The following is a 20358-nucleotide window of genomic DNA, read 5'->3' on the forward strand; positions in this document are numbered from 1 at the left end:
CTATGTGTCGTCTCTTGATTGTATCAAATCGGGGGAAGCAAGTTCACGCACCTATCACCCCAAAAAGTCTCCCGTCACCTGCCCCGCATAGACCCAAGTGGCCGGCCCGGTCATGAATACCGAGTCCATCGGGTCACCGTTCCACTCAATACTCAGCGCACCACCCGGCATCCGTATCTCCACAGGACTCTCCACCAGCCCCGACTCCAGAGCGGCCACAGCAGTGGCACAGGCACCGGTCCCACAGGCCAGCGTGAGCCCCGAGCCTCGCTCATACACCCGCATGGACAAGTGGTGACGATCCTCCACACGGACGATCTCGAAGTTGACTCGATCCGGGAAGTGGCTGTGTCGCTCCACTAGGGGTCCAAAGTGTTCGAGGGGGTACTGCATCGGATCTTGGTCCAAAAAGGTGACAAAGTGAGGGTTGCCCATACTCACCTGCATACCGGTATAGGTGGCACCCTCCACAGCCACACTCAGCTCGCGCTCTAGGAGCACCGGTCGCCCCATATCCACTCGGACGGAGCTGACACGGTCCTTTTCGTCCGTCACCAGATGGAGGACCTTCAGCCCCGATGCCGTATCGATACGCAGAGGATTGGTGCGATCCAACCCCTCCTCATACAGTAGTTTGGCCACACACCGTATCGCATTGCCACACATCTGACCCTCGGATCCATCGATATTGAAGATCCGCATCTTGTACACCTCCCCACCCTCTCGACCGTAGGTCACCACACCATCGCCACCGATCCCAAACCTCCGATCGCTGTATCGACGTGCAAACGCCTCGAGATCACGGATAGGATACCGATCGGCATTGATGTAGATATAGTCATTTCCCAGCCCATGCATCTTGTCAAAACGTACTGTGTCTGCCATTGTCTGTCGCACCACTCGTTTATAAAAAAAAGTCATTCACAAAAGGTCATTGTCGCCCAGTGAGTAGCTATGTACCCCCAGCTCCTCATACGCCTGCACCAGTGCATCCTCATCGTCCGAGATTACCAGCACATGGTCGTCCACCTCCAACACCGTGCTACCGCGTGGGATGAAGAAGTGTCCATCACGCTGCACCAGGATCGCAAGCGTATGATCCGGGATAGGCAGGTCCTTCAGCTTATTACTTCGCTCGATCATGCCGGCACTCACGATCATCTCCGAGATCGTACTCTTGATCTGCTCCGGGAGGTCCACCTCCGAAAAGACCTTTTTGCGCACATCCTCATCGATCAGCCCCAGCTTCTCGGCCATCACACTGACCGTGGACCCCTGAATGATCAGCGAAAAGAGGGTGATGAAAAACACCAGGTTGAAAAACAACTGCGCATGCTCAAGACCCGCCACCCAAGGATAGCAGGCAAAGATGATAGGCACAGCTCCTCGCAACCCCACCCAGCTCACGTAGGCGACAGACTTGGTACCAAACTTTTGCCAAAAAGGGATCATCGTCAAGACCACCGACAGAGGACGGCCAAAAAGAAGTAGGAAAAACGCTATCAGCAGTGCCGGAACAACCACCAACCCTAGGTCGTTGACATTCACCAAGAGACCAAGTGCCAAGAACATGATGAGCTGGCACAACCACTGAAACCCATCAAAGAAGCGCTCAATACTCTTTTTGTGCACCACCTTGCTATTCCCCACCACCAGACCGGTCAGATAGACCGCCAAGTAGCCGTTGCCCCCCAGCCGAGACGTGACCGAAAAAGCAAAACAAGCCAAGGCCAACAGCAGGATGGGGTAGAGAGCTCCGGCCGGAAGGTTCACCTTGTTGATAAACCACGCCGTCGCCAGACCAAACGCCAGCCCCAGGATCACACCCAGAGCCAGCTGCATCAAGAGCATCAAGACGCCATGCGCTATCGAGAGGTTGCCCGTCTGGATCATGGACACCAGAATCACCGTGAGCATGTACGCCATAGGGTCATTGGAGCCGGACTCAAACTCCAGCAACGGCTTTAGATTATGACGCAAGTGGACATTTCTCGAGCGCAGGATACTAAAGACAGAGGCACTGTCCGTAGAGGACATCACCGCCGCACAGAGCAACGACTGCGGAAAAGTAAGCGACACATGACCAATGGCCTGAAACAAAAAGTAGATGAACGTACCGGTCAGCAAAGCCGTCAACAGCACACCCACCGTAGCCAACAACGTACCCGGAACCATCACCGGACGCACATCGGACAACCTCGTGTCCAAGCCACCCGAAAAAAGAATCACGGTCAGCGCAATGATCCCTACCGTCTGAGCCGTCTCCGGACTATTAAACTCAATGTGACCCAGACTGCCGGCCAACATCCCCACCCCCAAAAACAACAACAGCGTAGGCAGTCCAAAGCGAAAACTCGCCTTGCTCAGGACAATACCCACCACTGCCAAGATGGATCCATAGAGAAGTAATAGCTCGGTACTCAAAGTATCTCTTTTTCTTTATTAGGTACGCACAAAAGATCAGAGCACCGCTCATCGCACCATGAGGGCCACTCCATGCAAACATAATGAAATGTGCCCACACTTTCCCGATCTTCGTACAAACAAAAAAAAGAATAGCCCCGGCGGTCGAGGCGCGAAGCGCCGAAGACCCCGGGAAGAGCGATAGCCCTCAATAAATAAAACGACCCCACTAGGGGTCGCCATTGGTTTGGACCATTTGGCGACCCCTGGTGGGGTCGGCTCGTCACTGAGTGTGATTACTCGTTCTCAAAGAGGCGGATCGGGTAGAACAGAGTCAATCCGTCCACCGCATTGGTCGCTTTGGTGACCCACCAGCCCCCGGAAGAATAATCCGTTGTTGTACCATCCACGTAGTTAACGTCTGCCATTTTAGCATAGGAGATATAGAAAGGCATAGTAGCGTCATCTTTATATTCGTCCTGTGTCGCTACCGAAATGTAGCGGCCCAATACACCTCTATTCCTAAAGCTACTCTGCTGCTGATAGCCCACCAGTGGGAAGATTCGGGAAACATCGGAGGCGTTGTCCTTGCTCCAGAAGTCATCGTTGGCAATGCTCTCGACTTCGCCGTTCCAGTTTTCGCCCAGGTACCTGAAGGTGACCTTGAGTGCGGTGGTGTTGGCATCCGCAGTGGGGGTAAGCAAAGTCTTTTGGTCCGCTGATGAGGAGTCTACCCACTCGTACTTGACGGCTACCTGCTCAAGGTTGCCAAATTTCTTATCATTCTTGAAGCGCAGAGCATAGGTTGTCAGCTTGTCAGCGGAGGTCTTGTAGTCCGCTTTGGTATCCAGATAGAAGGATCTTGGACTCAAGGCCTTACTCCACGGCAGGTATCGGATCACCTCACGTGTCCCCTTGACGTCTTGGGCAGTTTTGCCGACAAAGAAAAACTTGCTATTGCCCCTTACCTGGCTGGAAGGGATGAAGTTTGCCCAGTCCCATCCGTCCTTAGCCATGCGGTACTGCTTTCCACCGATGGTCAGCTCTTTGAGCTGCTGCACACTGTGGAAGGGGTTGAAGTACCCGCTCTTGTCATTGTTGTGTGAGGTGGCAAAGGCGAGGTTGGCGATCTGGTCATCGGTCAGTGCTTTTGACTGATCGTAGCCGGAGACAGGTGCCAGGTTGTACTCGGTGAGGTACTCCGGTGCCATCTTGGGGCGACCGTGCTTGACGGTAAACTCCACCGACTCGTTTTTGAGCGCATTGTATGCCACCAGCTTTACCTCCTGAAAGCTGTGAGGCTTGGCTGTTGCGGAGCCTGAGGCTATTTCGATCGAGGAGTTGTCGTACCGGTTGCGTGCCGGCAGGGAGAGCTTGTACTTCTTGGTGATCTTGCCGGTCACTGCGTCTTTCTCCTCAGATCCTGGCACCTCCTCCAGCGTTACGCCCGCAGCCGCAGCAGGGTCAGCCAGCTCAATGGTGCCTGCCTGCATGTAGTTGCCCAGAGTGAGGATGATCTTCGTAGCCTCCTTGGTGGTGCTGTAGATGGTCTTGGGGGAGTTGACGAGGTAGGGATCCATGTAGCCTGCGTTCTCGAGGTGCGCGGTAAAGTCTACATAGAGGGGCTTTAGGAGGTTGTCATCGGACATGGTGAGCTCCTGACCTTGGTTCCAGTCCAGTACCGTGATGAGGTACGGCAGCTTGCCAAACTCCTGAGACGGATCACTCGGGTCGGTGTTGCCACCGGTGGCAGGAGTGTGGAGGTAGATGTTGTAGAGGTGGTTGCGCTTGACGACCATGCTCTCCAGGCGTACCTCCTGTGGCTTGATCTCCTTGCCTTTGTAGGTGCCCTCGAGGGTGAAGTAGGTGTCTCCTCGGGTGTCGTTTTCGTAGCCGTAGATGGTCGCCGTCACTCCGGCTGCACCGTCAGTGGGAGCGTACACCATGTCCTCCGTGGAGGTGAGCTCATCCATCTTTTTGACCTGAGGGAAGAGGTGCGTGGTGGTGTAGCGCTTCTTGAAGGTGATCTTGGTGATCACGAAGTCCTCTACGCGGTTGTAGAAGTCGAAGCGGGCAGCGACACGCTCCAGCTTGATGGGCGTGGTCACCGACACTGTTTCTGCAGCCTTTGTCGTCACCGTCGTCAGCTCGGAGGTCATGAGGAAGCTGGCAGCAGTGTTGTCGTCGCCGGGGGTCTGCTCTGCGATGAGCTTACCCAGCTCCTCTTTGGTGTTCGGACCTGCCTGCATCTTTTGTAGGAGGCCTGCATCGGGGTTGGCAACGAGGAAGAAGTAGTACTGACCGGGACGCTCGGAGTCGAACTTGTAGTCTTCGCCGCTGATGAGGTCACACTTGATGGTCTTGTAGAACACCCCTGAGCCCGCCTTGAACACAACGGCGTAGAGCTCGTTGATCTTCTTCTCGCGGTCGAGTGCCGGAGTGGGGCGGGTGATGGTCTCATCGCCCTGTGCCCGGAGTGATCCGGTGTTGAGCGAGAACTGTACGTGGTTGCCCTCTCCGCCGCGGACGGTGGGCAGACTCAAATCCTCCTTGGTACAAGCTCCAAATGTGAGAGCTAGTACGAGGGTGGCAAATAATGGTCTTAAGAATTTATTCATGGTGTAGTTAGTGTGCAGGATCGGGGTTTACGAAATCAGGGTCATAAGCAAATGTCAGGACCTCCACATGAGTGGGGTTGGCATCGCTCCAGATTTTATACTTCGCCTCAAACGCTTTCTGCGTTGTCGGGTCTATCTGCTTAACTTTTAGCGTCAGGACGTTGTCCTCAAGGGTGTACGTCAGGTTTGAAGGAACAGGGTTGGCAATCTCCTCCACTTTGAATACAGTGTGCTCCTTGTACAGCGTGGAGAGGGTGAACTTGTAGTGCACGCCACTTGGGTTACTGACCTTCAGGGTCTGCTTCTCGGGGAAGTACTTGTGGTACTCTTGGTCAAGACCGTCGAAATCGATGCGGATGACCTGCAGCTCTTGGTTGAGGGTGACGGCGTTCCAAGGCGTGTCCTCAATGGTGAACTTGACATTGGTATCCGGAGTCGCAGGCGTGTTGTCGCCCAGACGCAGGGTGTAGAGGTAGTTGCGCTTGACGGTCACGGGGTCGTAGCCTACCTCAGACTTCTTGAAGGGAATCACGTACTCCACATCGGTACTGCCGAGCTTACCGGTAACGACGATCGCGGTCGCATCCTGTTCTTTGGCAGGCTGTACACCCTCATAGAGGTAGAGTGCCTTGGCGAGCTTGACACCTTCCGGAGTAGCGACACCTGCCAGCCCTGCTGCTGGAATATCGGCAAAGCCGCCTGCCATAGCTACCTTGGTCACTGTTGCGGGTGCCTCGTAGGTGAGCTCACCGGTCGCAGCTGCTTTGGTCGGGAAGACAGAGGTCTGGTCGTTGGTGTTGCGCAGTGCAATCTTCGTAATGACGAGGTTGGGGATGTGGTTGATCACATCTACACGAGCGACTACACGGGTCAGCTCTACCTTCACGGGCGCAGTGGTCCCGGAGGTGGCAATCTTTTGCGATCCACCGTGTGTCGCTACTCCGCTCATCGGGATACGGAGTACTCCACCAAAGTCGATCAGCAGATCCTTGGAGGTAGATGTGCCGTCGGCCTTGAGCTTTTGGGTCATCAGCTTTTTCTCAAAGTCTGCCTGGGTCATGCCTACAGTCGCATCTGCCACCTTGTCGTTGGCAACAAAGAGGAAGCGATAGATGCCTGCGTCTTTGTTGGTGAACTCCTTGGTGTAGGTGTACTCGGCATCTGCCGTCTGAGTGAGCTTGGTCATGTCGATCTCCTCAATCGCTGTAAGCTTGGAGCCGTCGGCGTTGAACTGGTACATCGTCAGGCTCTTGACCTCCCACTCATCTTGGTCGTGGATGGCTGCCCTTAGGGTAATAGGATCGCCGGCAGGTGTGGCAATCGCAAAGGTGATGCTGTTGGTGCCCTCTAGCGCTTCTTGGCTGGGATGAGTGTAGTCGTTTTCTTTACTACATCCGGCAATAGCGAGTGTGAGGGATACCAGGGCAAGCATGCTTAGGTTGGTAATCTTTCTCATGTTCGTTGAGTTCTGTTGAATAATAATGAATATTGTCTCTCTGGTTTATTTTACTACAGTCCCACCGGGTTGCCAGTCCGCAATGGTGACTTCATTCCAGGGTCGGATCGTGATGGAGCCGTCCCTATTGATGCGTATCTCTATGCGGTAGATCTGCTCTGCCCGCTTGTCGGGTCTCCAACCCCACTCAGCAAAGACTCTGCCGAGGTCAATGTGCTTGGTGATCGCTTGGTCTCCGTGGAATAGTCTGATGGTAGGGATGCGGTCATCTCTGTATCGTAGCGATACGATCTCTCCCTCCAGCCGGTGCTGAAAGAGGTCGGTCTTGCTCTCGTAACCGGTGAGGCGGTCGGAGTGCTTGGGGAAGAGGTGCTTGATCCCGTGCCGGGCGTTGACGGTAATCTCGGGAGACGCCTTTGTGGGATCCAGGCTGTAGCCATCGCTTGCGCCGGTCATCTCCATCCGGTAGGTGCCGTCCAGCTCGGGAGCATCCTGCCAGACCACTCTGTACTGCAGGTGACAGTGGATGTTGGCGAGGTCGGCGGTGTACCGCTCCTTCTTACGATCCGTGAGATCAACGGAGATCGTGTTCCAAAAGAGCTCTTCGCTATTACGCCTCAGCTGATCGGTGCCGTAAAGAGCGAGCCGGAAGTCAGCCAGCTTGCTCTTGCCCGACTCGAGGGGTGAGAGCATGGTGTTTTCACCCTTGCTGTCTGTGCCGGCGTTGCCCACCGTGACGATGGTGTACTTTCCCTGCGCCAGTCCTTTGAGCTCCAAGTCCTGTGGGTTGGCGAGATTACTTGGCACCTCTCCGATGTAGATCCCATCCTGCCCAAAAAGGAAGTGTCGCATCCCGTGGACAAACTCACGATACTCGTCGTTGGCATAACGCACATACCTATAGTGTACGATAGCATTGGAGCAGCAGAGGTCACGCGAGTCGTCCAGTCCGTTGATGCAGCCGGCAAGTATCACCGGCAACAAAAGTAGATAGAGCAGCCGTTTCATCATCGATCCTGTATCCTGGTGAGGTTTTCGCGCGCTACCGGCTCGCTACTCTTCTTGAAGTACGTGCGTGCGCTCTCGTAGTCTCCACGGAGGGCGTAAACCAGTCCGAGGTTGTTGGCTGCACGGGGGTCATTCTTGAGGTCCTTGAGTGCGCTGTATGCCTCGTCTGTCTTTCCCTTGGCGAGTGCCACGCTGCTGAAGTTGATCCGCGCAATCGGATCCTCGGGGTGTCCCTTTAGGACGAGCTTGTGCAGCTCCAGTCTGTCCCTGCCCTCCATCGCCAGAGCCTCTACCGCCTCATAGCACTCGTACAGCGAGAGGTCCTTGGGGTGGGTGAAGAGTAGCTTTTTAGCCTCCTCCGGAGTGACGTGGCGTGGGGAGTAGGTGATGGCGAGCGTGGAGAGACGGAGGGGCGGGTAGACGTCCCGGATGAGGTCGGCATAGTCCGGATGTCTCTTCAACCCCTCTTTGTCTTTGTTCTCAACCAGTCGGAGCAGTCCCTCTTTATCACCGTAGGATGAGCTTTGGAGCGCCTTCTTGAGGCCTTCCCAGTTGTCCCCTCTTCCGGTAGATGAAAAGTTCGCCATCTCCGGGTAAAGCTCGGTGAAGTACTTCTTCACACTGGCGGCACGTCTCCGGGATAGGTCCAGGTTGTACTCTGCGCCACCCTCCGGTGAGGCATAGCCGACGATCTCCCCCTCAAGGATCGTGTACATGTCCTTGTCGGTGAATAGGTGTCCCATCGCTCTTTGGACCTTTTCGATCTCGCTGCTGTTGCTTCTAAAGTCTTTGAGGAGCCGGTCTTTGTCAAAAAGGTAGTGAAACCGCGCCTCGACATTCTCGTGTTGGATCTTTCGGCTCACCTTCTGCGCTGCCAGCAGGGGAGAGATCATCTTATCTTCCAGTGTGAAGGTAAAGGGTTGTTGCTCTGTCATCACGGTTCCCGGCACTTCCGGAGTGATCTCCTCTGTACCCAGCAACCGTAGATCGCAGCAGTCGCGAACCTCGTAGCGGAGCCTCAGGAGGGTCGGCACATCTGAGACCTGTATATGGTAGTCCAGACCGGTTGCCTTCCGACGCTCCACGACAGCAGAGGCGTAGGGTGTCTGATCGATATAGACCTCGTGATCCTGTAGGGCGCGTGCGCGACGGTAGTACGGGTGTTGGCTCTTCCCGATGAAGAGGAGCGGCTTTTGCTCCACCTCGATCCCTTGCTCGGTCACGAGCATAGGGGTGACGATCAGGATCTCATCGCTATTGATTACTCCCTCGGGGATCGTGACGGTAAAGTCCAGTGCTCCATCCTTCACAGAAGCACCCTTGCAGAAAGTCCCCACCTCCTGTCCAAAAACAGGAAAAGCAAATCCCAGGAGTAAAAGTATGTTGAGTAATTTCTTCATGATTCAGATCGTCTGCGTTATTTTAGAAAATAGATGAGGTTGAGTGCCAGCTTGGTCGGGGCAAAGAAGCCCTTGCCGGCTCGTCCCAGCTCAGCTCCACAGGCACCAGCCTCGTACTTGGTATAGTTCGTCCAGAGGTATCCGGCTCCGAGAGAAAACTCGAGACCCCAGCGATCCCCCATCGCCCACTGGTAGCCCCAGGAGAGTCCGACACCGTAGAGGTCGCCTCGGTAGCGGTGATCCTTGAGCTGCTTGGGGAACGGGAGTGCCGCAACGTTGTATGCCGCATAGATCCCATGCAGCCCGATGGCGTGCCGCTCAAATACCCGGCAGGGCCACCACTTTATCTCGGGCATGACAAGGAAATGCATGAGCTTGGGGTTGGCATCGACGGTCGTGCCGTTTGCCCAGGTCACTGCCTTGTTGCCAAACTGCCAGGGGTTGTAGCTCAAGTGTACAGACCCGCTCCACTTGTCTGCCATCCGGAAGTCCAGACCGGCATTGAGCGTCGAGGTAGCCAGGTAGAGGGTGTTGGTCTTGAGCCCCACCTCTTGTGCTGCGACACCTGCAGATAGTGCAAATACCGCAAGTAGTACGAATAAAATACGGTTCGAAGTTTTAATCATGTTCTTTATGGATGATTATTTATATTATATGGTTGATCGAGTTAAGTTCAGAGGTAAAAGATGGTCGTCCTCCGGAATGGTGAAAGAATGGTGTCTCCCCCGATGGCCGGTCCCAACAATCTGCACTTGACGATTGGGAGCTGAGAAATGATCTTTTTCATAAATTTAGACCGGTCAACAATGTCTTGAACAGAGTAGCAAGCGTCTAAAGTTTCTGATATTTAGCTTGTTACTTACTTGCTGCGCATAAATATAATCAGTTTTATCAACAATGCATGAGGATTCCGTGTCTTTTTTGTTTTTTTTATTTTTTGTTTTTTGTTTTTTTATTTTTTTGGTGGTTTTCGGCGACGAGCAGGTCTGTTGTTGTAATCTGTCCGTCTCTGTGGCCTAAGGAATCGGGTCGGCGGTGCACGCTGATCTTTCACCTCCCGGAATGTTCGTCTACTGTCTTGGCAGACAGGCGGATATCATTGCGGAGCAATCGCTTCTATCCGTGAAAACTTTCGCTTCTATCCGTGAAAAGTTTCGCTTCTATCCGTGAAACTCAAGACCCCTTGTAAGCCCCTGATTATCAGCACCACCAAAAAGTCCTTTTTCGGACCCAAAAATTGCTTTTTGGAGGCACCTTTTTAATCGCAAAGCGAGTCAACCAACAACTTGCCCCACCCGTTGCACAAAGTGACAAAAGGAGAAAATAAGTACCTTTGTATAATACAGAGATGACCGGACGACGTAGCGCTACCGGTGGGGAGGTCAAAGAAACATACACACGCAACCAAATCCGACCGCCGAGGGCAAAAAAGTAAAGTGCTTTCGGGCAAAGTCTCACCAGAAGAAACAGATGAAGACAACCTACGATATCATAGTAGTGGGCGCAGGCCATGCCGGCTGTGAGGCGGCCCATGCGGCAGCCGGACTGGGGTCCTCGGTACTGCTGATCACCATGGACCTAGCCACCATCGCACAGATGAGCTGCAACCCGGCCATAGGGGGAATCGCCAAAGGACAGATCGTCCGCGAAGTGGATGCTTTGGGCGGACAGATCGGAATCATCACCGACCGAAGCACGATGCACTTTAGGATGCTCAACCGCTCCAAAGGCCCCGCCATGTGGAGCCCAAGAGCGCAAAACGACCGGAACCACTTTTCGCACCTCTGGCGGCGGACGCTGATGCAGACCCCCAACCTCTACTTGTGGCAAGACGAGGTAGTCAGCCTGGAGATCAAGGCCGGTGAGGTGCAGGGTGTACAGACTAGGCTGGGGGTCACCTTCTCGGCTCATGCGGTGGTCCTGACCAATGGCACCTTTCTCAACGGCCTGATGCATTTCGGCCGGACACAGATTGAGGGTGGACGCATAGCCGAGCCCGCATCACATGGCTTGGGGGAACAATTGATCGCCTACGGATTTAGAGCCGACCGGATGAAAACCGGCACCCCTATGCGTCTAGATGGCCGGACCATCCATTTTGACCTATGTGAGGAGCAAAAGGGAGAGGAGGGGTGGCAAAAGTTTAGTTACCTCCCATCAGTCTCCAACCACGATCTGGAGGCCAGGTCGTGCTTCATCAGCCATACAAATGCCGCAGTACACCAACTACTGAGAGACAACCTCGCCGACTCGCCTCTGTACAACGGACAGATCACGAGCATTGGACCTCGCTACTGTCCAAGCATAGAGACCAAGATCACGACCTTTGCCGGAAAGGAGTGCCACCAGCTATTCCTCGAGCCGGAGGGGGTGGATGGAACCGAGTACTATGTCAATGGATTTAGCAGCTCTATGCCCCTCGCCATACAGGCCGAGGCGATCAAGCTCATACCGGCTCTAAAGGACGCACACATCCTACGCCCGGGCTACGCCATAGAGTACCTGTTTTTTGACCCCACACAGCTGTACCACACGCTCGAGACCAAAGCCATAAAGCGTCTCTACTTTGCCGGGCAGATCAACGGCACCACCGGCTACGAAGAGGCGGCCGGACAAGGAATCATGGCAGGGATCAACGCACACCTGAGCGCACAAGGTGCCGGAAGTGACTTCACAATCGCACGAAACGAAGGGTACATAGGCGTGCTGATCGATGACCTCGTCACCAAGGGGGTGGACGAACCCTACCGCATGTTTACGAGCAGAGCCGAATACCGCATCCTACTCCGCCAAGACAACGCTGACGAACGACTGACCCCCAAGGGAATGGCACTAGGCTTGGTCTCCAAAGAACGCGAAGCACACTTCGTAGCCAAGAGACAGATGCGAGATCAACTCCTACACCAACTATCGGACCTATCGCTACAACCAACAGCCGAAACCAACGCTTGGCTCGAGCGACACGGAAGCACGCCCCTCAAGCAAGCGACTAAGGTCAAGCAAATACTCACCCGACCCACCATATCCATACAGGCTCTCAGCGAAATTGTACCCAACCTCGTCGAAACATACAGTGAGGAGGTGCAAGAGTCGGCAGAAACGGAGGTAAAATATGCCGGATACATCGAGCGCGAACGCAAGCTGGCAGAGAAGGCTATGCGACTGGAAGACATACAGATACGTGGTAGATTTGACTACTCGTCGCTCCACGCACTATCCACCGAAGCCCGGGAAAAACTACTTCGGACAGACCCGGCCACGATCGGGCAAGCCAGCAGAATACCGGGCATATCCCCCTCGGACATCAATATACTATTGGTCTTGATGGGACGATAATGTTCCACGTGAAACAATGCCATGCTTTTACGCAAGCAAGAGATACGAGACAACCTAAGCCTGATACCGGATCAACCCGGATGCTACCTCTACCGTGACCAAGAGGATAGGGTCATCTACGTAGGCAAAGCCAAGAACCTAAAAAGACGGATCTCGTCCTACTTCAACAGAGACCCGGACAGCCGAAAAACAAAAGCACTACTCCGTACTTTTTGTACCATAGAGTACATGGTTGTCGCCTCCGAACATGACGCTCTGCTCCTGGAAAACAACCTAATCAAACAACACCAACCCCACTACAATATCCTCCTCAAGCAGGGGAATATGTACCCCTTTATCTGCATCAAAAACGAACCATATCCGCGGGTACTGGTCACACACAAGCCGGAGCGAGATGGGAGCACCTACTATGGTCCCTACCCCAACAGAGCCATGGCGTGGACCCTCAGCAAACTTTTTAGGCGGATCTTTAGATTCAGAACCTGCAGCCTCAACCTCAACCCGGAGCGCATCCAAGCCAACAAATACCGAGTCTGCCTAAAGTACCACATCGACCGTTGCCTGGGACCATGTGTGGGGCTACAGAGTAGAGAGGAATACGACCAAAACATCGAGAGAGCACGGCAGATCCTGGAAGGACGTATAGGGGAGGTCGCAAGGACCCTCAAGGAACAAATGCTGGAGGCCAGTGCAGACCTGGACTTTGAAAAAGCAATCGAAATACAGCAAACCCTCGAAGCACTCGAAAACTACCAAGCCAAAAGCACCATCATCAGCAACGTGATCGGAAACGCACTCGTGGCTTCGTACGGGACAGACACAGACTCTTTTTTCGTCAACTACCTGCTCCTGCGTGACGGGAACATCATAGCCGGCCGAACACTCGAGTACAAACGACAAATCGAAGAAGCAGAGGACGAACTCTTTGCGACCGTCCTCCAGGAGCTCATAGCCGACACTCCGATACCGGTGAACGAACTCATCGTCGACACTCTACCCAACTTTGGAGACTTTCCCGGACTAAAGATTACGACACCACAGAGGGGTGACCGACGCAAGGTGCTTGACCTAAGCATCAAAAATGTAGAGCAGTACAAAAAAGATAAGATAAAACAGCAAGAAAAGCTCAACCCCGAACAACGAAACACCCAAATCCTGCGCAACCTCATGCAAGCGGCAGGACTGCCCAAACTACCCTATCACGTGGAGAGCTTTGACAACTCCAACATATCTGGCACCGACCCTGTGGCATCGTGCATCGTATTCAAGGGAGCAAAACCCTCCAAAAAGGACTACCGCCTCTACCGCATCCGCACAGTGGAAGGCCCCGATGACTATGCCTCAATGTACGAAGTGGTCGTGAGACGCTACACCAGACTACTGGAGGAGAAGCAAGATCTGCCGGATCTCATCATCACTGATGGCGGAAAAGGACAGATGAGCACCGTCCGAAAAGCCCTACAAGAAGTGGGCGTGGAAATACCGGTGATGGGGCTTGCAAAGGACCGGACACACAATACCAACCAAGTACTCTATGGTGATCCACCAACCGTGGTGGGAATCATGCAACGCAGCGAGGTCTTTTACCTCCTCGAGCGAATCCAAAAAGAGGTGCACCGCTTCGCAATAAACTACCACCGCAAACTCCGATCCAAGCGAAGTACACAGTCCGCTCTCGACAATATCAACGGCATAGGATCCGTAAACAAACAAAAGCTACTGAAGCACTTCAGAAGCGTTACCCAAATCAAATCGGCCACCCTACAGGAGCTGCAACAAGCAATCGGCAACAAAAAGGGAGCCACGGTATACGAATACTTCAACAACCCTCAAAACAAATGAAAGCAGTCATACAGCGCGTCACCTCTGCCTCGGTCACCGTGGACGGCAAACGCATCTCGGCCATAAAAAATGGACTCATGATCCTCCTCGGTGTACAGAGAGGAGATACTGATGAAGACGAAGCCTACGTGATAAAAAAGATACTCAAGCTCCGAATCTTTGACGACCCGGATGGTGTCATGAACCTAGACATCACCCAAGTAAACGGTGAGCTCCTACTCGTCAGCCAATTCACCCTACTCGCCAACACACGCAAAGGCAATCGTCCTAGCTATATCGAAGCGGAAGAGCCAACACTGGCCTCCGCACGCTACGACTCAGTGGCAAAAACGCTGAGCCAAGCCTTGGGCAACCCCGTACAAAAGGGTATCTTTGGGGCAGACATGCAAGTTTGTCTCACCAATAACGGACCGGTAACCATCCTCCTGGACAGTAGAGCAGAGCGATGACACTAGTGGAGCTACAAAAAACTGTGGACGACTGGATCCACAAATATGGTGTGCGTTATTTCTCGCCCCTCACCAACCTGGCTCAGCTGACCGAAGAGGTCGGAGAAGTCGCTCGCATCCTCTCACGCACCTATGGCGAACAATCCGCCAAGGCAACCGATGACCTATCCAAAGAGGCACTCGCAGATGAGCTGGCAGACATCCTATGGGTCGTCACCTGCTTGGCAAACCAAACCGACTGCGACCTCACAGAAGCGATCAAGAAAAACATCGACAAGAAAACCAAACGTGACCACCACAGACATATTGATAATCCAAAGCTAAAGTAATAACAGATATGGAGACAAAAAAACAACCCCAGACAGCAGTAAAGAGTAGATTCGAAGAAGCTTTTGAGAAATTTGCTACCGCTCCGGATCAAGCAACCGTGCAACAGCGCGTCAAAGAAGCCATTGAAAAACACTACAACGAACTCAACAACCGTGACACAGTCAAGCTCATCCACAGCTGCATAGACCTCACATCACTCAGCAGTACCGACCACGAAGACCACATCTTCCGCCTCGTCAATACGGTCAACGAACTCGACGAAAATGACCCCTCTATACCTCCGGTAGCCAGTATCTGCGTCTACCCCAACCACGTCCACACCGTAAAAGAACACCTCACCGTGGAGGAGGTACACATCACCTCTGTAGCGGGAGGATTCCCGAGCGCACAGACCTTCATGGAGATAAAGGTGGCGGAGATCCAGCTAGCCGTACACGATGGAGCCGATGAGATCGATGTGGTGTTGCCCATTGGAGAATTCTTGAGTGGCAACTACAACGAGGTTGTTGAGCAACTACTAGAACAACACGATGCCTGCCATGGAGCAATCTACAAGGTTATCCTAGAGACTGGCGCCCTAAAGACCACCGAAAACATCCAACGAGCATCCATCCTCGCACTATATAGCGATGCCGACTTCATCAAGACTTCCACCGGCAAAGAATACCCCGGTGCAAATCTGGAGGCAGCGTACGTGATGGCCAATGTCCTCAAGCAATACTACGACCAAGAAGGACAGAAGCGCGGCCTAAAAATATCCGGTGGAGTACGCACCACAGAGGATGCAATCAAGTACCTCTGCATTGTCAAGGAAGTACTCGGTGACGAGTGGCTCGACAATCGCCTATTCCGCTTTGGGGCCACCTCACTGGAGAGTGACGTCCTCAAGTACCTACAGTAACCATAGACTTCAAGGATAGCTCCAAAATTGTTCCACATGGAACACTTTGCCCACCCATCGCACTCCGGACGTCACTCCGATGACACCACGACGGTCAATCTACCTGTGTGCAAAAGCACCCTCGCACGGTGGCTCATTTTAGAGGCTGTAGATGGAAAAGCAACGCTGGCAGAGCTCCTAGATCAAGCCCCCACCCTACCCGACGACCTTAGAGTACTAAGGCTTGGGCTAGAGGGTGGGGGCATTGATTGTAGGGATAGTGGCACAGCCCTGAGGCTCCTTACCGCCTACCACGCCATCCGCGGAGGAGAGCACACCTTCACGGGGAGCGAGAGGCTCTGCCAACGTCCAATATCCGAGCTACTGGATCTACTCACAGTCGCCGGAGCCAAAATCACACCACTCGGAGCTCAGGGGCACCTCCCATTTACACTTCGAAGTGACCGGCCGCTACACTTCCCCGAGACGATAGACGCACACCACTGGCGTAGCAGTCAGTACGTCTCAGCACTTCTTCTCTCAGGTGTTCGGTCGCATATTTTATACCCCGACAGCGGACCGTCATATGCGTATATACTCCTGACTATCAGCTGTTTGGATCAATTTGGCTACCAGGTGGCGATAGCGGGGGATCGTATCGACATTGTGGGTCGCACGTCTGTAAAAAGTCCGGTAATGGGCAACATGGACGACCTTCCACGAGATTGGTCATCGGCCGGATACTGGTACGAACTACTGGCTCTTTGTCCCGCTATTCCAAGCATTGAGGCAAAAAGCCTTCGTCTCGGCTCCAATCATCCGGACGAGCGTGTGGTTGATCTGTATGAAAAAAACTTTGCCATCACGACCACGGCCGGCCCCTCTGCCACCAGACTACACTCCAGCCACACAGAGGCCCTTCACAGCCATGTAGAGATTGATCTGAGCCAATCTCCCGACCTATTTTCGGCCATCGCCTGCACTTGTCTAGGACAGAGACGTACCTTTGCACTAAGTGGACTAGATCTTTTGAGACACAAGGAGTCCGACCGGATCGAGAGTTTCATTGCCAACGCCGGGCGACTAGGCGCATCGGGATTTGCCACAACCACCTCCACTCTCACCTGGGATGGCACACTGCACCCCACCCCCTCAGCAGTCATCGACCCCATGAGCGATCACCGTGTGGCGATGGCATTTGGCATACTTGCCAAGAGCGGTGCACTCGGGGGCCAATACGACATAAAGGCTCCGAATGTGGTCCAAAAGAGCTATCCACAATTTTGGGAAGAACTACACAAGCTCCTCCCCTAAAGCAACAACACCTTCACCAAAATTGTCACCTTCAACCACAGATCAAAAATCAAGCTGGAAGGGGGGGCTTTTGGCAACCGTTCCAAATTGGGTATCTTTGTGTTGATAACCAGAAATACTAACCTCATAACAAACAAAAAATCATGAAGAAGTATGAGTGCCAGCCTTGTGGCTGGATCTATGATCCCGAGGTGGGTGATCCGGACGGCGGTATCGAGCCAGGGACACCATTCGAGGACATTCCTGATGATTGGGTGTGCCCTATCTGCGGAGCATCCAAGGAGGATTTTGAGCCTATAGAGGACTGATTACCGGTCTTTGCAAATAGTGAGAGGGTGCATCGAAACTACTGCTTCGATACACCCTCTCTTGGTTATTTAGCTCTGGCTCGGAGGTGCCGGTCGATCAGAGGTCGATAGCCAGCTTGGAGGAAAAGATCCGCTTGGGGTCACCAAAGAGTGCGACAGCATCCACCATGGCACCCCTATTGGGGAAGAGTTTGCCTCTGAACACCGTCTTTCCGTTGTAGAGGACCGTAATAGGCTTGGTGTAGTCTACATCATCTATGTAGAGTCCTATTTTTCCCGTTACATTTCCGGAGAGTGGCTCGGTTGTCAGGGTATAGGTGTTGTCCTTCTTGATCAGATCTATACTCAGTCTTGCATCCTTGCTGTCGGGGCGTAGTGCTCTCAGGTCCAGGCAGTAGACTCCAGCAGAAAAGGCCTCCATTGCATCCGGCTCATCGGGTACGATACTGTGGTAGACGTAAGTCACATGGTTCGGACGTGCGTTTCGCTTGTGGGTGAGGAGCCAGGGGGTCATTCCGTAGTAGTTGATGTAGTGATCTCGCCCTTTCTGAATGATCACCTCGTGAGGGTAGTTACCGCTGTTTTGGCTCGCCAGCTCATTCAGTCTGTCCTGCCACAGGCGGACGTAGACATTGCGTCCGTACATGGTGTCATCCTCACCCACCTCCATCCTGAAGGGGGTATTGCGGAGTCCTCGGAGGGCATCCGTGGGCTTGGTGGCAGCCGCCAAGCAACCGACGGCGGCGAAGTAGTCGGGCATGAAAGGTCCCACACGTACCGTGCCGTAGCCACCCTCGGATATACCGGTGATGTAAAAGCGGTCCGGGTCTACCAGTCCCGAGAGGACCCCCAGCTGGTAAGCTCTTCTGTAGACAAAGGTGAGGGGCATGTGGTACCACCTACCCTTGCGGTCGTCCGGCATGCGTGGTACAAAGCAGAGGCAGGGGGCATCCTTGTAGTCTGCGGAGAGCCTGAGCGACTGAAACCACTCATCCTCATTCACCTCACTACCCCAGGGGATCGGGGTGTCAGGGTACTTGCCTCCTCCGTGCAGGTGTATGATCATAGGATATCCACCGGCCGGCTTGGTCCCTTTGGCAAAGGGGGCAAACTTCATCTTGTCACCATTGGGGAGGGTCCACACCGGTTTGTCGATGGGTGTGGCCTCAGATATACCACAGGTGGCGAGACGGGCTTGGTTGGCATCCTTCCATAGGGTCCAGATCTGTTGCTTGGTACGCTCGATCTCTGAGGCCTGTGCGGAGATGGCCTCACGGCTCATCTGCTCAGGTGGCGTCTCGATCGTCATGTGGTCCAGCTGCTTGGTGAAGTAGTCGGTCACTACCGCATCGGTAGCAAATCGATCCTCAGGGATCAGCTGAGGATCGCGCCCTCCACCCTCACCGGTACAACCCATGGTTGCCGGCAGGATGAGGAGTGCGGTCAGTAGTAGTCTAGTCTTGGCTAGCAAGTTCATCAGAAACAGTGAGGTAAATGACTAAAACTCTTTGAAGAACTTTCTGTCCTCTTCGCTCAGCGTAAAGGCCTTGAGGTAAGCGTCCACGCTACCCTTTGGCACGCTGAAGATGAGGCGTGGAGAGCCGTCTTCGTTGCTCCAATCCTTGTAGTCCACAAAAGGCCAGCTCTTCTCCATCACGGGTGGTACCGGGCTCGTGAAAGTGATATCGGTGAGTGATTTGCAGCTGTCAAAAACCCAGCTACCAAAGCTCTTCACCGGCCCTTCAAAGAGGACTCGCTTCAGCTTTTTGTCGTACATGAAAGTACAGTACGGCAGGGTCACGACATTCTTGGGGATGTTGATCTCCTCGAGCGAAGCCATGTTGTAAAAAGCCTGCTTCTCGATCACAATCACTGAGGAGGGGAGCTTTAGGCTCTTGATCTTGCTGGAAAATGTGAACGCACCCTCACCGATATTCTCTAGCTTTTCGCCCGGAAATACGACCTCCTCCAGGCCGGTGTAGGAGAGTTGCCCCTTGCCGATAGTGGCTAGGTTGGCCGGCAGGATGAGCTTCTTGATCACTTTGTTGTCCTTGAAGGCGTTGTCGAATGGATCTATAGCCAGGGTCGAAGTGGTGAGATCCAGCTCCTCCAGTGCAGGCATATCGGACTTGATGTAGTCCAGGTCCGCCTGGCTGATCTCCTTATCCTTGATGGTGAGGTAGCGGACACTCTTGGCCTCCTCCTTGGGGAGCAGTACGGAGAGAGCCTCCTTGCCGGTGACTACCTTCTCACCCTCTCTTGGGGCTAGCTTGTCGTTGGACCCCTTGTCGGAGATGAAGTCGTACTTCAGGCTAAAGTGGCCAAACTTATCTCCCTCCTTGGCATCGAGGATCTGGAGCTTGACATACTTGCCGGCAGCTGTGCGGACGATGTAGACATGATCATCCACGACTAGACTGGGGGGCATCACACGCCCATCCATCTTGACCCAGGAACCCAGGGTCATGAGTGGGTTGATACCCATAGTGGTGGTAGGAGGTGGCATGATGCCAAAAGTGTAGTAGATCTCTGCCAACTTGTCGGTGTACCAGAGGTTGGTGTTTTTGATAAACTCCTCGGCACTCTTGAGGTTGTCAAAGTCGGTTGTATTGGTCCGGTATGCGGCACCCATACCCTTGCCACTCGCACCGCCGTTGGTCCGGCACGATAGGCCGACGATGGCAATGTCCCACTGATTGCTCTCCTGAGCATCGGCATCCGCCAGCTCTACCACCTTATTGGTCTCAAAAGAGAAGTAGGTGCACTTGGTCTTGGGAGTTGGGGTCGAGTGGATGGATACGGTGAAAGGCCCTTTCGGTGCCGGAGGAGTGGGTGTGGATCCATTGTCGTCACAGCCCGTGGTGACCATGAGGATCGTTGACGCTAGGAGCATCATTCCACCTCGAATGATTTGTTTTGTTCCAATCATAGTGTTACTTAGTTTTATTAGTTATAGTTGGAGTAAAATACCCGCAAATTTACATAGGTGCCTATTTTTTCTACATACCTTACAG

At 53.6% G+C, this 20358-nt stretch carries 16 protein-coding genes; 7 read left to right on the forward strand and 9 right to left on the reverse strand.

Going from position 1 to position 20358, the window contains the following annotated elements:
• Positions 1-54: 54 nt before the first annotated feature.
• The 7 genes from dapF to AC1EK1_RS06915 all read right to left on the reverse strand — a co-directional run bounded on the left by dapF (position 55) and on the right by AC1EK1_RS06915 (position 9511).
• The gene (gene dapF / locus AC1EK1_RS06885) at positions 55-885 is read right to left on the reverse strand and encodes a diaminopimelate epimerase (protein ID WP_480306362.1); all 831 of its coding nucleotides are present in this window, start codon (positions 883-885) and stop codon (positions 55-57) included.
• Positions 886-921: 36 nt separating this feature from the next.
• Positions 922-2424, reverse strand: a complete 1503-nt coding sequence (locus AC1EK1_RS06890; protein ID WP_480306363.1) for a potassium/proton antiporter — start codon at positions 2422-2424, stop codon at positions 922-924.
• A 275-nt stretch (positions 2425-2699) separates the two neighbouring features.
• Positions 2700-5021: a fimbrial protein gene (locus AC1EK1_RS06895; RefSeq protein WP_480306364.1), complete on the reverse strand. Its 2322-nt coding sequence runs from the start codon at positions 5019-5021 to the stop codon at positions 2700-2702.
• A 7-nt stretch (positions 5022-5028) separates the two neighbouring features.
• On the reverse strand, positions 5029-6477 hold the full coding sequence (locus AC1EK1_RS06900; protein WP_480306365.1) for a fimbrial protein: 1449 nt from the start codon (positions 6475-6477) through the stop codon (positions 5029-5031).
• A 45-nt stretch (positions 6478-6522) separates the two neighbouring features.
• Complete coding sequence (locus AC1EK1_RS06905) at positions 6523-7488, reverse strand: FimB/Mfa2 family fimbrial subunit (RefSeq protein ID WP_480306367.1); 966 nt, start codon at positions 7486-7488, stop codon at positions 6523-6525.
• The gene (locus tag AC1EK1_RS06910; RefSeq protein WP_480306368.1) at positions 7485-8885 is read right to left on the reverse strand and encodes a hypothetical protein; all 1401 of its coding nucleotides are present in this window, start codon (positions 8883-8885) and stop codon (positions 7485-7487) included. The genes AC1EK1_RS06905 and AC1EK1_RS06910 overlap by 4 nt, the downstream gene beginning before the upstream one ends.
• 17 nt (positions 8886-8902) lie before the next feature.
• Positions 8903-9511 carry a DUF3575 domain-containing protein gene (locus AC1EK1_RS06915; RefSeq protein ID WP_480306369.1) on the reverse strand — a complete coding sequence of 203 codons (609 nt, stop codon included), beginning with the start codon at positions 9509-9511 and terminating at the stop codon, positions 8903-8905.
• A gap of 844 nt (positions 9512-10355) precedes the next feature.
• Here AC1EK1_RS06915 and mnmG point away from each other — a divergent pair.
• From mnmG to rd, 7 genes are all read left to right on the forward strand, one after another.
• Positions 10356-12221: a tRNA uridine-5-carboxymethylaminomethyl(34) synthesis enzyme MnmG gene (mnmG, locus tag AC1EK1_RS06920; protein WP_480306370.1), complete on the forward strand. Its 1866-nt coding sequence runs from the start codon at positions 10356-10358 to the stop codon at positions 12219-12221.
• Positions 12222-12242: 21 nt separating this feature from the next.
• Positions 12243-14063, forward strand: coding sequence for an excinuclease ABC subunit UvrC (gene uvrC / locus AC1EK1_RS06925; protein ID WP_480306372.1), 1821 nt, complete (start codon positions 12243-12245; stop codon positions 14061-14063).
• Positions 14060-14512, forward strand: coding sequence for a D-aminoacyl-tRNA deacylase (gene dtd, locus AC1EK1_RS06930; RefSeq protein ID WP_480306373.1), 453 nt, complete (start codon positions 14060-14062; stop codon positions 14510-14512). Before uvrC ends, dtd begins: the two co-directional genes overlap by 4 nt.
• Positions 14509-14841, forward strand: coding sequence for a nucleotide pyrophosphohydrolase (locus AC1EK1_RS06935; RefSeq protein WP_480306374.1), 333 nt, complete (start codon positions 14509-14511; stop codon positions 14839-14841). The genes dtd and AC1EK1_RS06935 overlap by 4 nt, the downstream gene beginning before the upstream one ends.
• Positions 14842-14849: 8 nt before the next feature.
• Positions 14850-15743: a deoxyribose-phosphate aldolase gene (deoC, locus tag AC1EK1_RS06940; RefSeq protein WP_480306376.1), complete on the forward strand. Its 894-nt coding sequence runs from the start codon at positions 14850-14852 to the stop codon at positions 15741-15743.
• 36 nt (positions 15744-15779) lie between these two features.
• On the forward strand, positions 15780-17036 hold the full coding sequence (locus AC1EK1_RS06945; RefSeq protein ID WP_480306377.1) for a 3-phosphoshikimate 1-carboxyvinyltransferase: 1257 nt from the start codon (positions 15780-15782) through the stop codon (positions 17034-17036).
• A gap of 143 nt (positions 17037-17179) precedes the next feature.
• Positions 17180-17344 carry a rubredoxin gene (gene rd / locus AC1EK1_RS06950; RefSeq protein WP_480306378.1) on the forward strand — a complete coding sequence of 55 codons (165 nt, stop codon included), beginning with the start codon at positions 17180-17182 and terminating at the stop codon, positions 17342-17344.
• A gap of 97 nt (positions 17345-17441) precedes the next feature.
• On the opposite strand, the gene AC1EK1_RS06955 is transcribed toward rd, so the two are convergent.
• Complete coding sequence (locus tag AC1EK1_RS06955; protein ID WP_480306379.1) at positions 17442-18821, reverse strand: hypothetical protein; 1380 nt, start codon at positions 18819-18821, stop codon at positions 17442-17444.
• 21 nt (positions 18822-18842) lie between these two features.
• Positions 18843-20273: a leucine-rich repeat protein gene (locus AC1EK1_RS06960; protein ID WP_480306380.1), complete on the reverse strand. Its 1431-nt coding sequence runs from the start codon at positions 20271-20273 to the stop codon at positions 18843-18845.
• Positions 20274-20358 lie beyond the last annotated feature (85 nt).

The sequence above is a fragment of the Porphyromonas sp. C0026D3 genome, assembly GCF_056590775.1.

What these genes read in the sequence shown, in the direction of transcription:
- AC1EK1_RS06895 (WP_480306364.1), bottom strand. Translation starts at nt 5,021, where the DNA reads ATGAATAAATTCTTAAGACCATTATTTGCCACCCTCGTACTAGCTCTC.
- dapF (WP_480306362.1), bottom strand. Translation starts at nt 885, where the DNA reads ATGGCAGACACAGTACGTTTTGACAAGATGCATGGGCTGGGAAATGAC.
- AC1EK1_RS06915 (WP_480306369.1), bottom strand. Translation starts at nt 9,511, where the DNA reads ATGATTAAAACTTCGAACCGTATTTTATTCGTACTACTTGCGGTATTT.
- AC1EK1_RS06955 (WP_480306379.1), bottom strand. Translation starts at nt 18,821, where the DNA reads ATGAACTTGCTAGCCAAGACTAGACTACTACTGACCGCACTCCTCATC.
- deoC (WP_480306376.1), top strand. Translation starts at nt 14,850, where the DNA reads ATGGAGACAAAAAAACAACCCCAGACAGCAGTAAAGAGTAGATTCGAA.
- rd (WP_480306378.1), top strand. Translation starts at nt 17,180, where the DNA reads ATGAAGAAGTATGAGTGCCAGCCTTGTGGCTGGATCTATGATCCCGAG.
- mnmG (WP_480306370.1), top strand. Translation starts at nt 10,356, where the DNA reads ATGAAGACAACCTACGATATCATAGTAGTGGGCGCAGGCCATGCCGGC.
- AC1EK1_RS06910 (WP_480306368.1), bottom strand. Translation starts at nt 8,885, where the DNA reads ATGAAGAAATTACTCAACATACTTTTACTCCTGGGATTTGCTTTTCCT.
- uvrC (WP_480306372.1), top strand. Translation starts at nt 12,243, where the DNA reads ATGCTTTTACGCAAGCAAGAGATACGAGACAACCTAAGCCTGATACCG.
- dtd (WP_480306373.1), top strand. Translation starts at nt 14,060, where the DNA reads ATGAAAGCAGTCATACAGCGCGTCACCTCTGCCTCGGTCACCGTGGAC.
- AC1EK1_RS06945 (WP_480306377.1), top strand. Translation starts at nt 15,780, where the DNA reads ATGGAACACTTTGCCCACCCATCGCACTCCGGACGTCACTCCGATGAC.
- AC1EK1_RS06960 (WP_480306380.1), bottom strand. Translation starts at nt 20,273, where the DNA reads ATGATTGGAACAAAACAAATCATTCGAGGTGGAATGATGCTCCTAGCG.
- AC1EK1_RS06900 (WP_480306365.1), bottom strand. Translation starts at nt 6,477, where the DNA reads ATGAGAAAGATTACCAACCTAAGCATGCTTGCCCTGGTATCCCTCACA.
- AC1EK1_RS06905 (WP_480306367.1), bottom strand. Translation starts at nt 7,488, where the DNA reads ATGATGAAACGGCTGCTCTATCTACTTTTGTTGCCGGTGATACTTGCC.
- AC1EK1_RS06935 (WP_480306374.1), top strand. Translation starts at nt 14,509, where the DNA reads ATGACACTAGTGGAGCTACAAAAAACTGTGGACGACTGGATCCACAAA.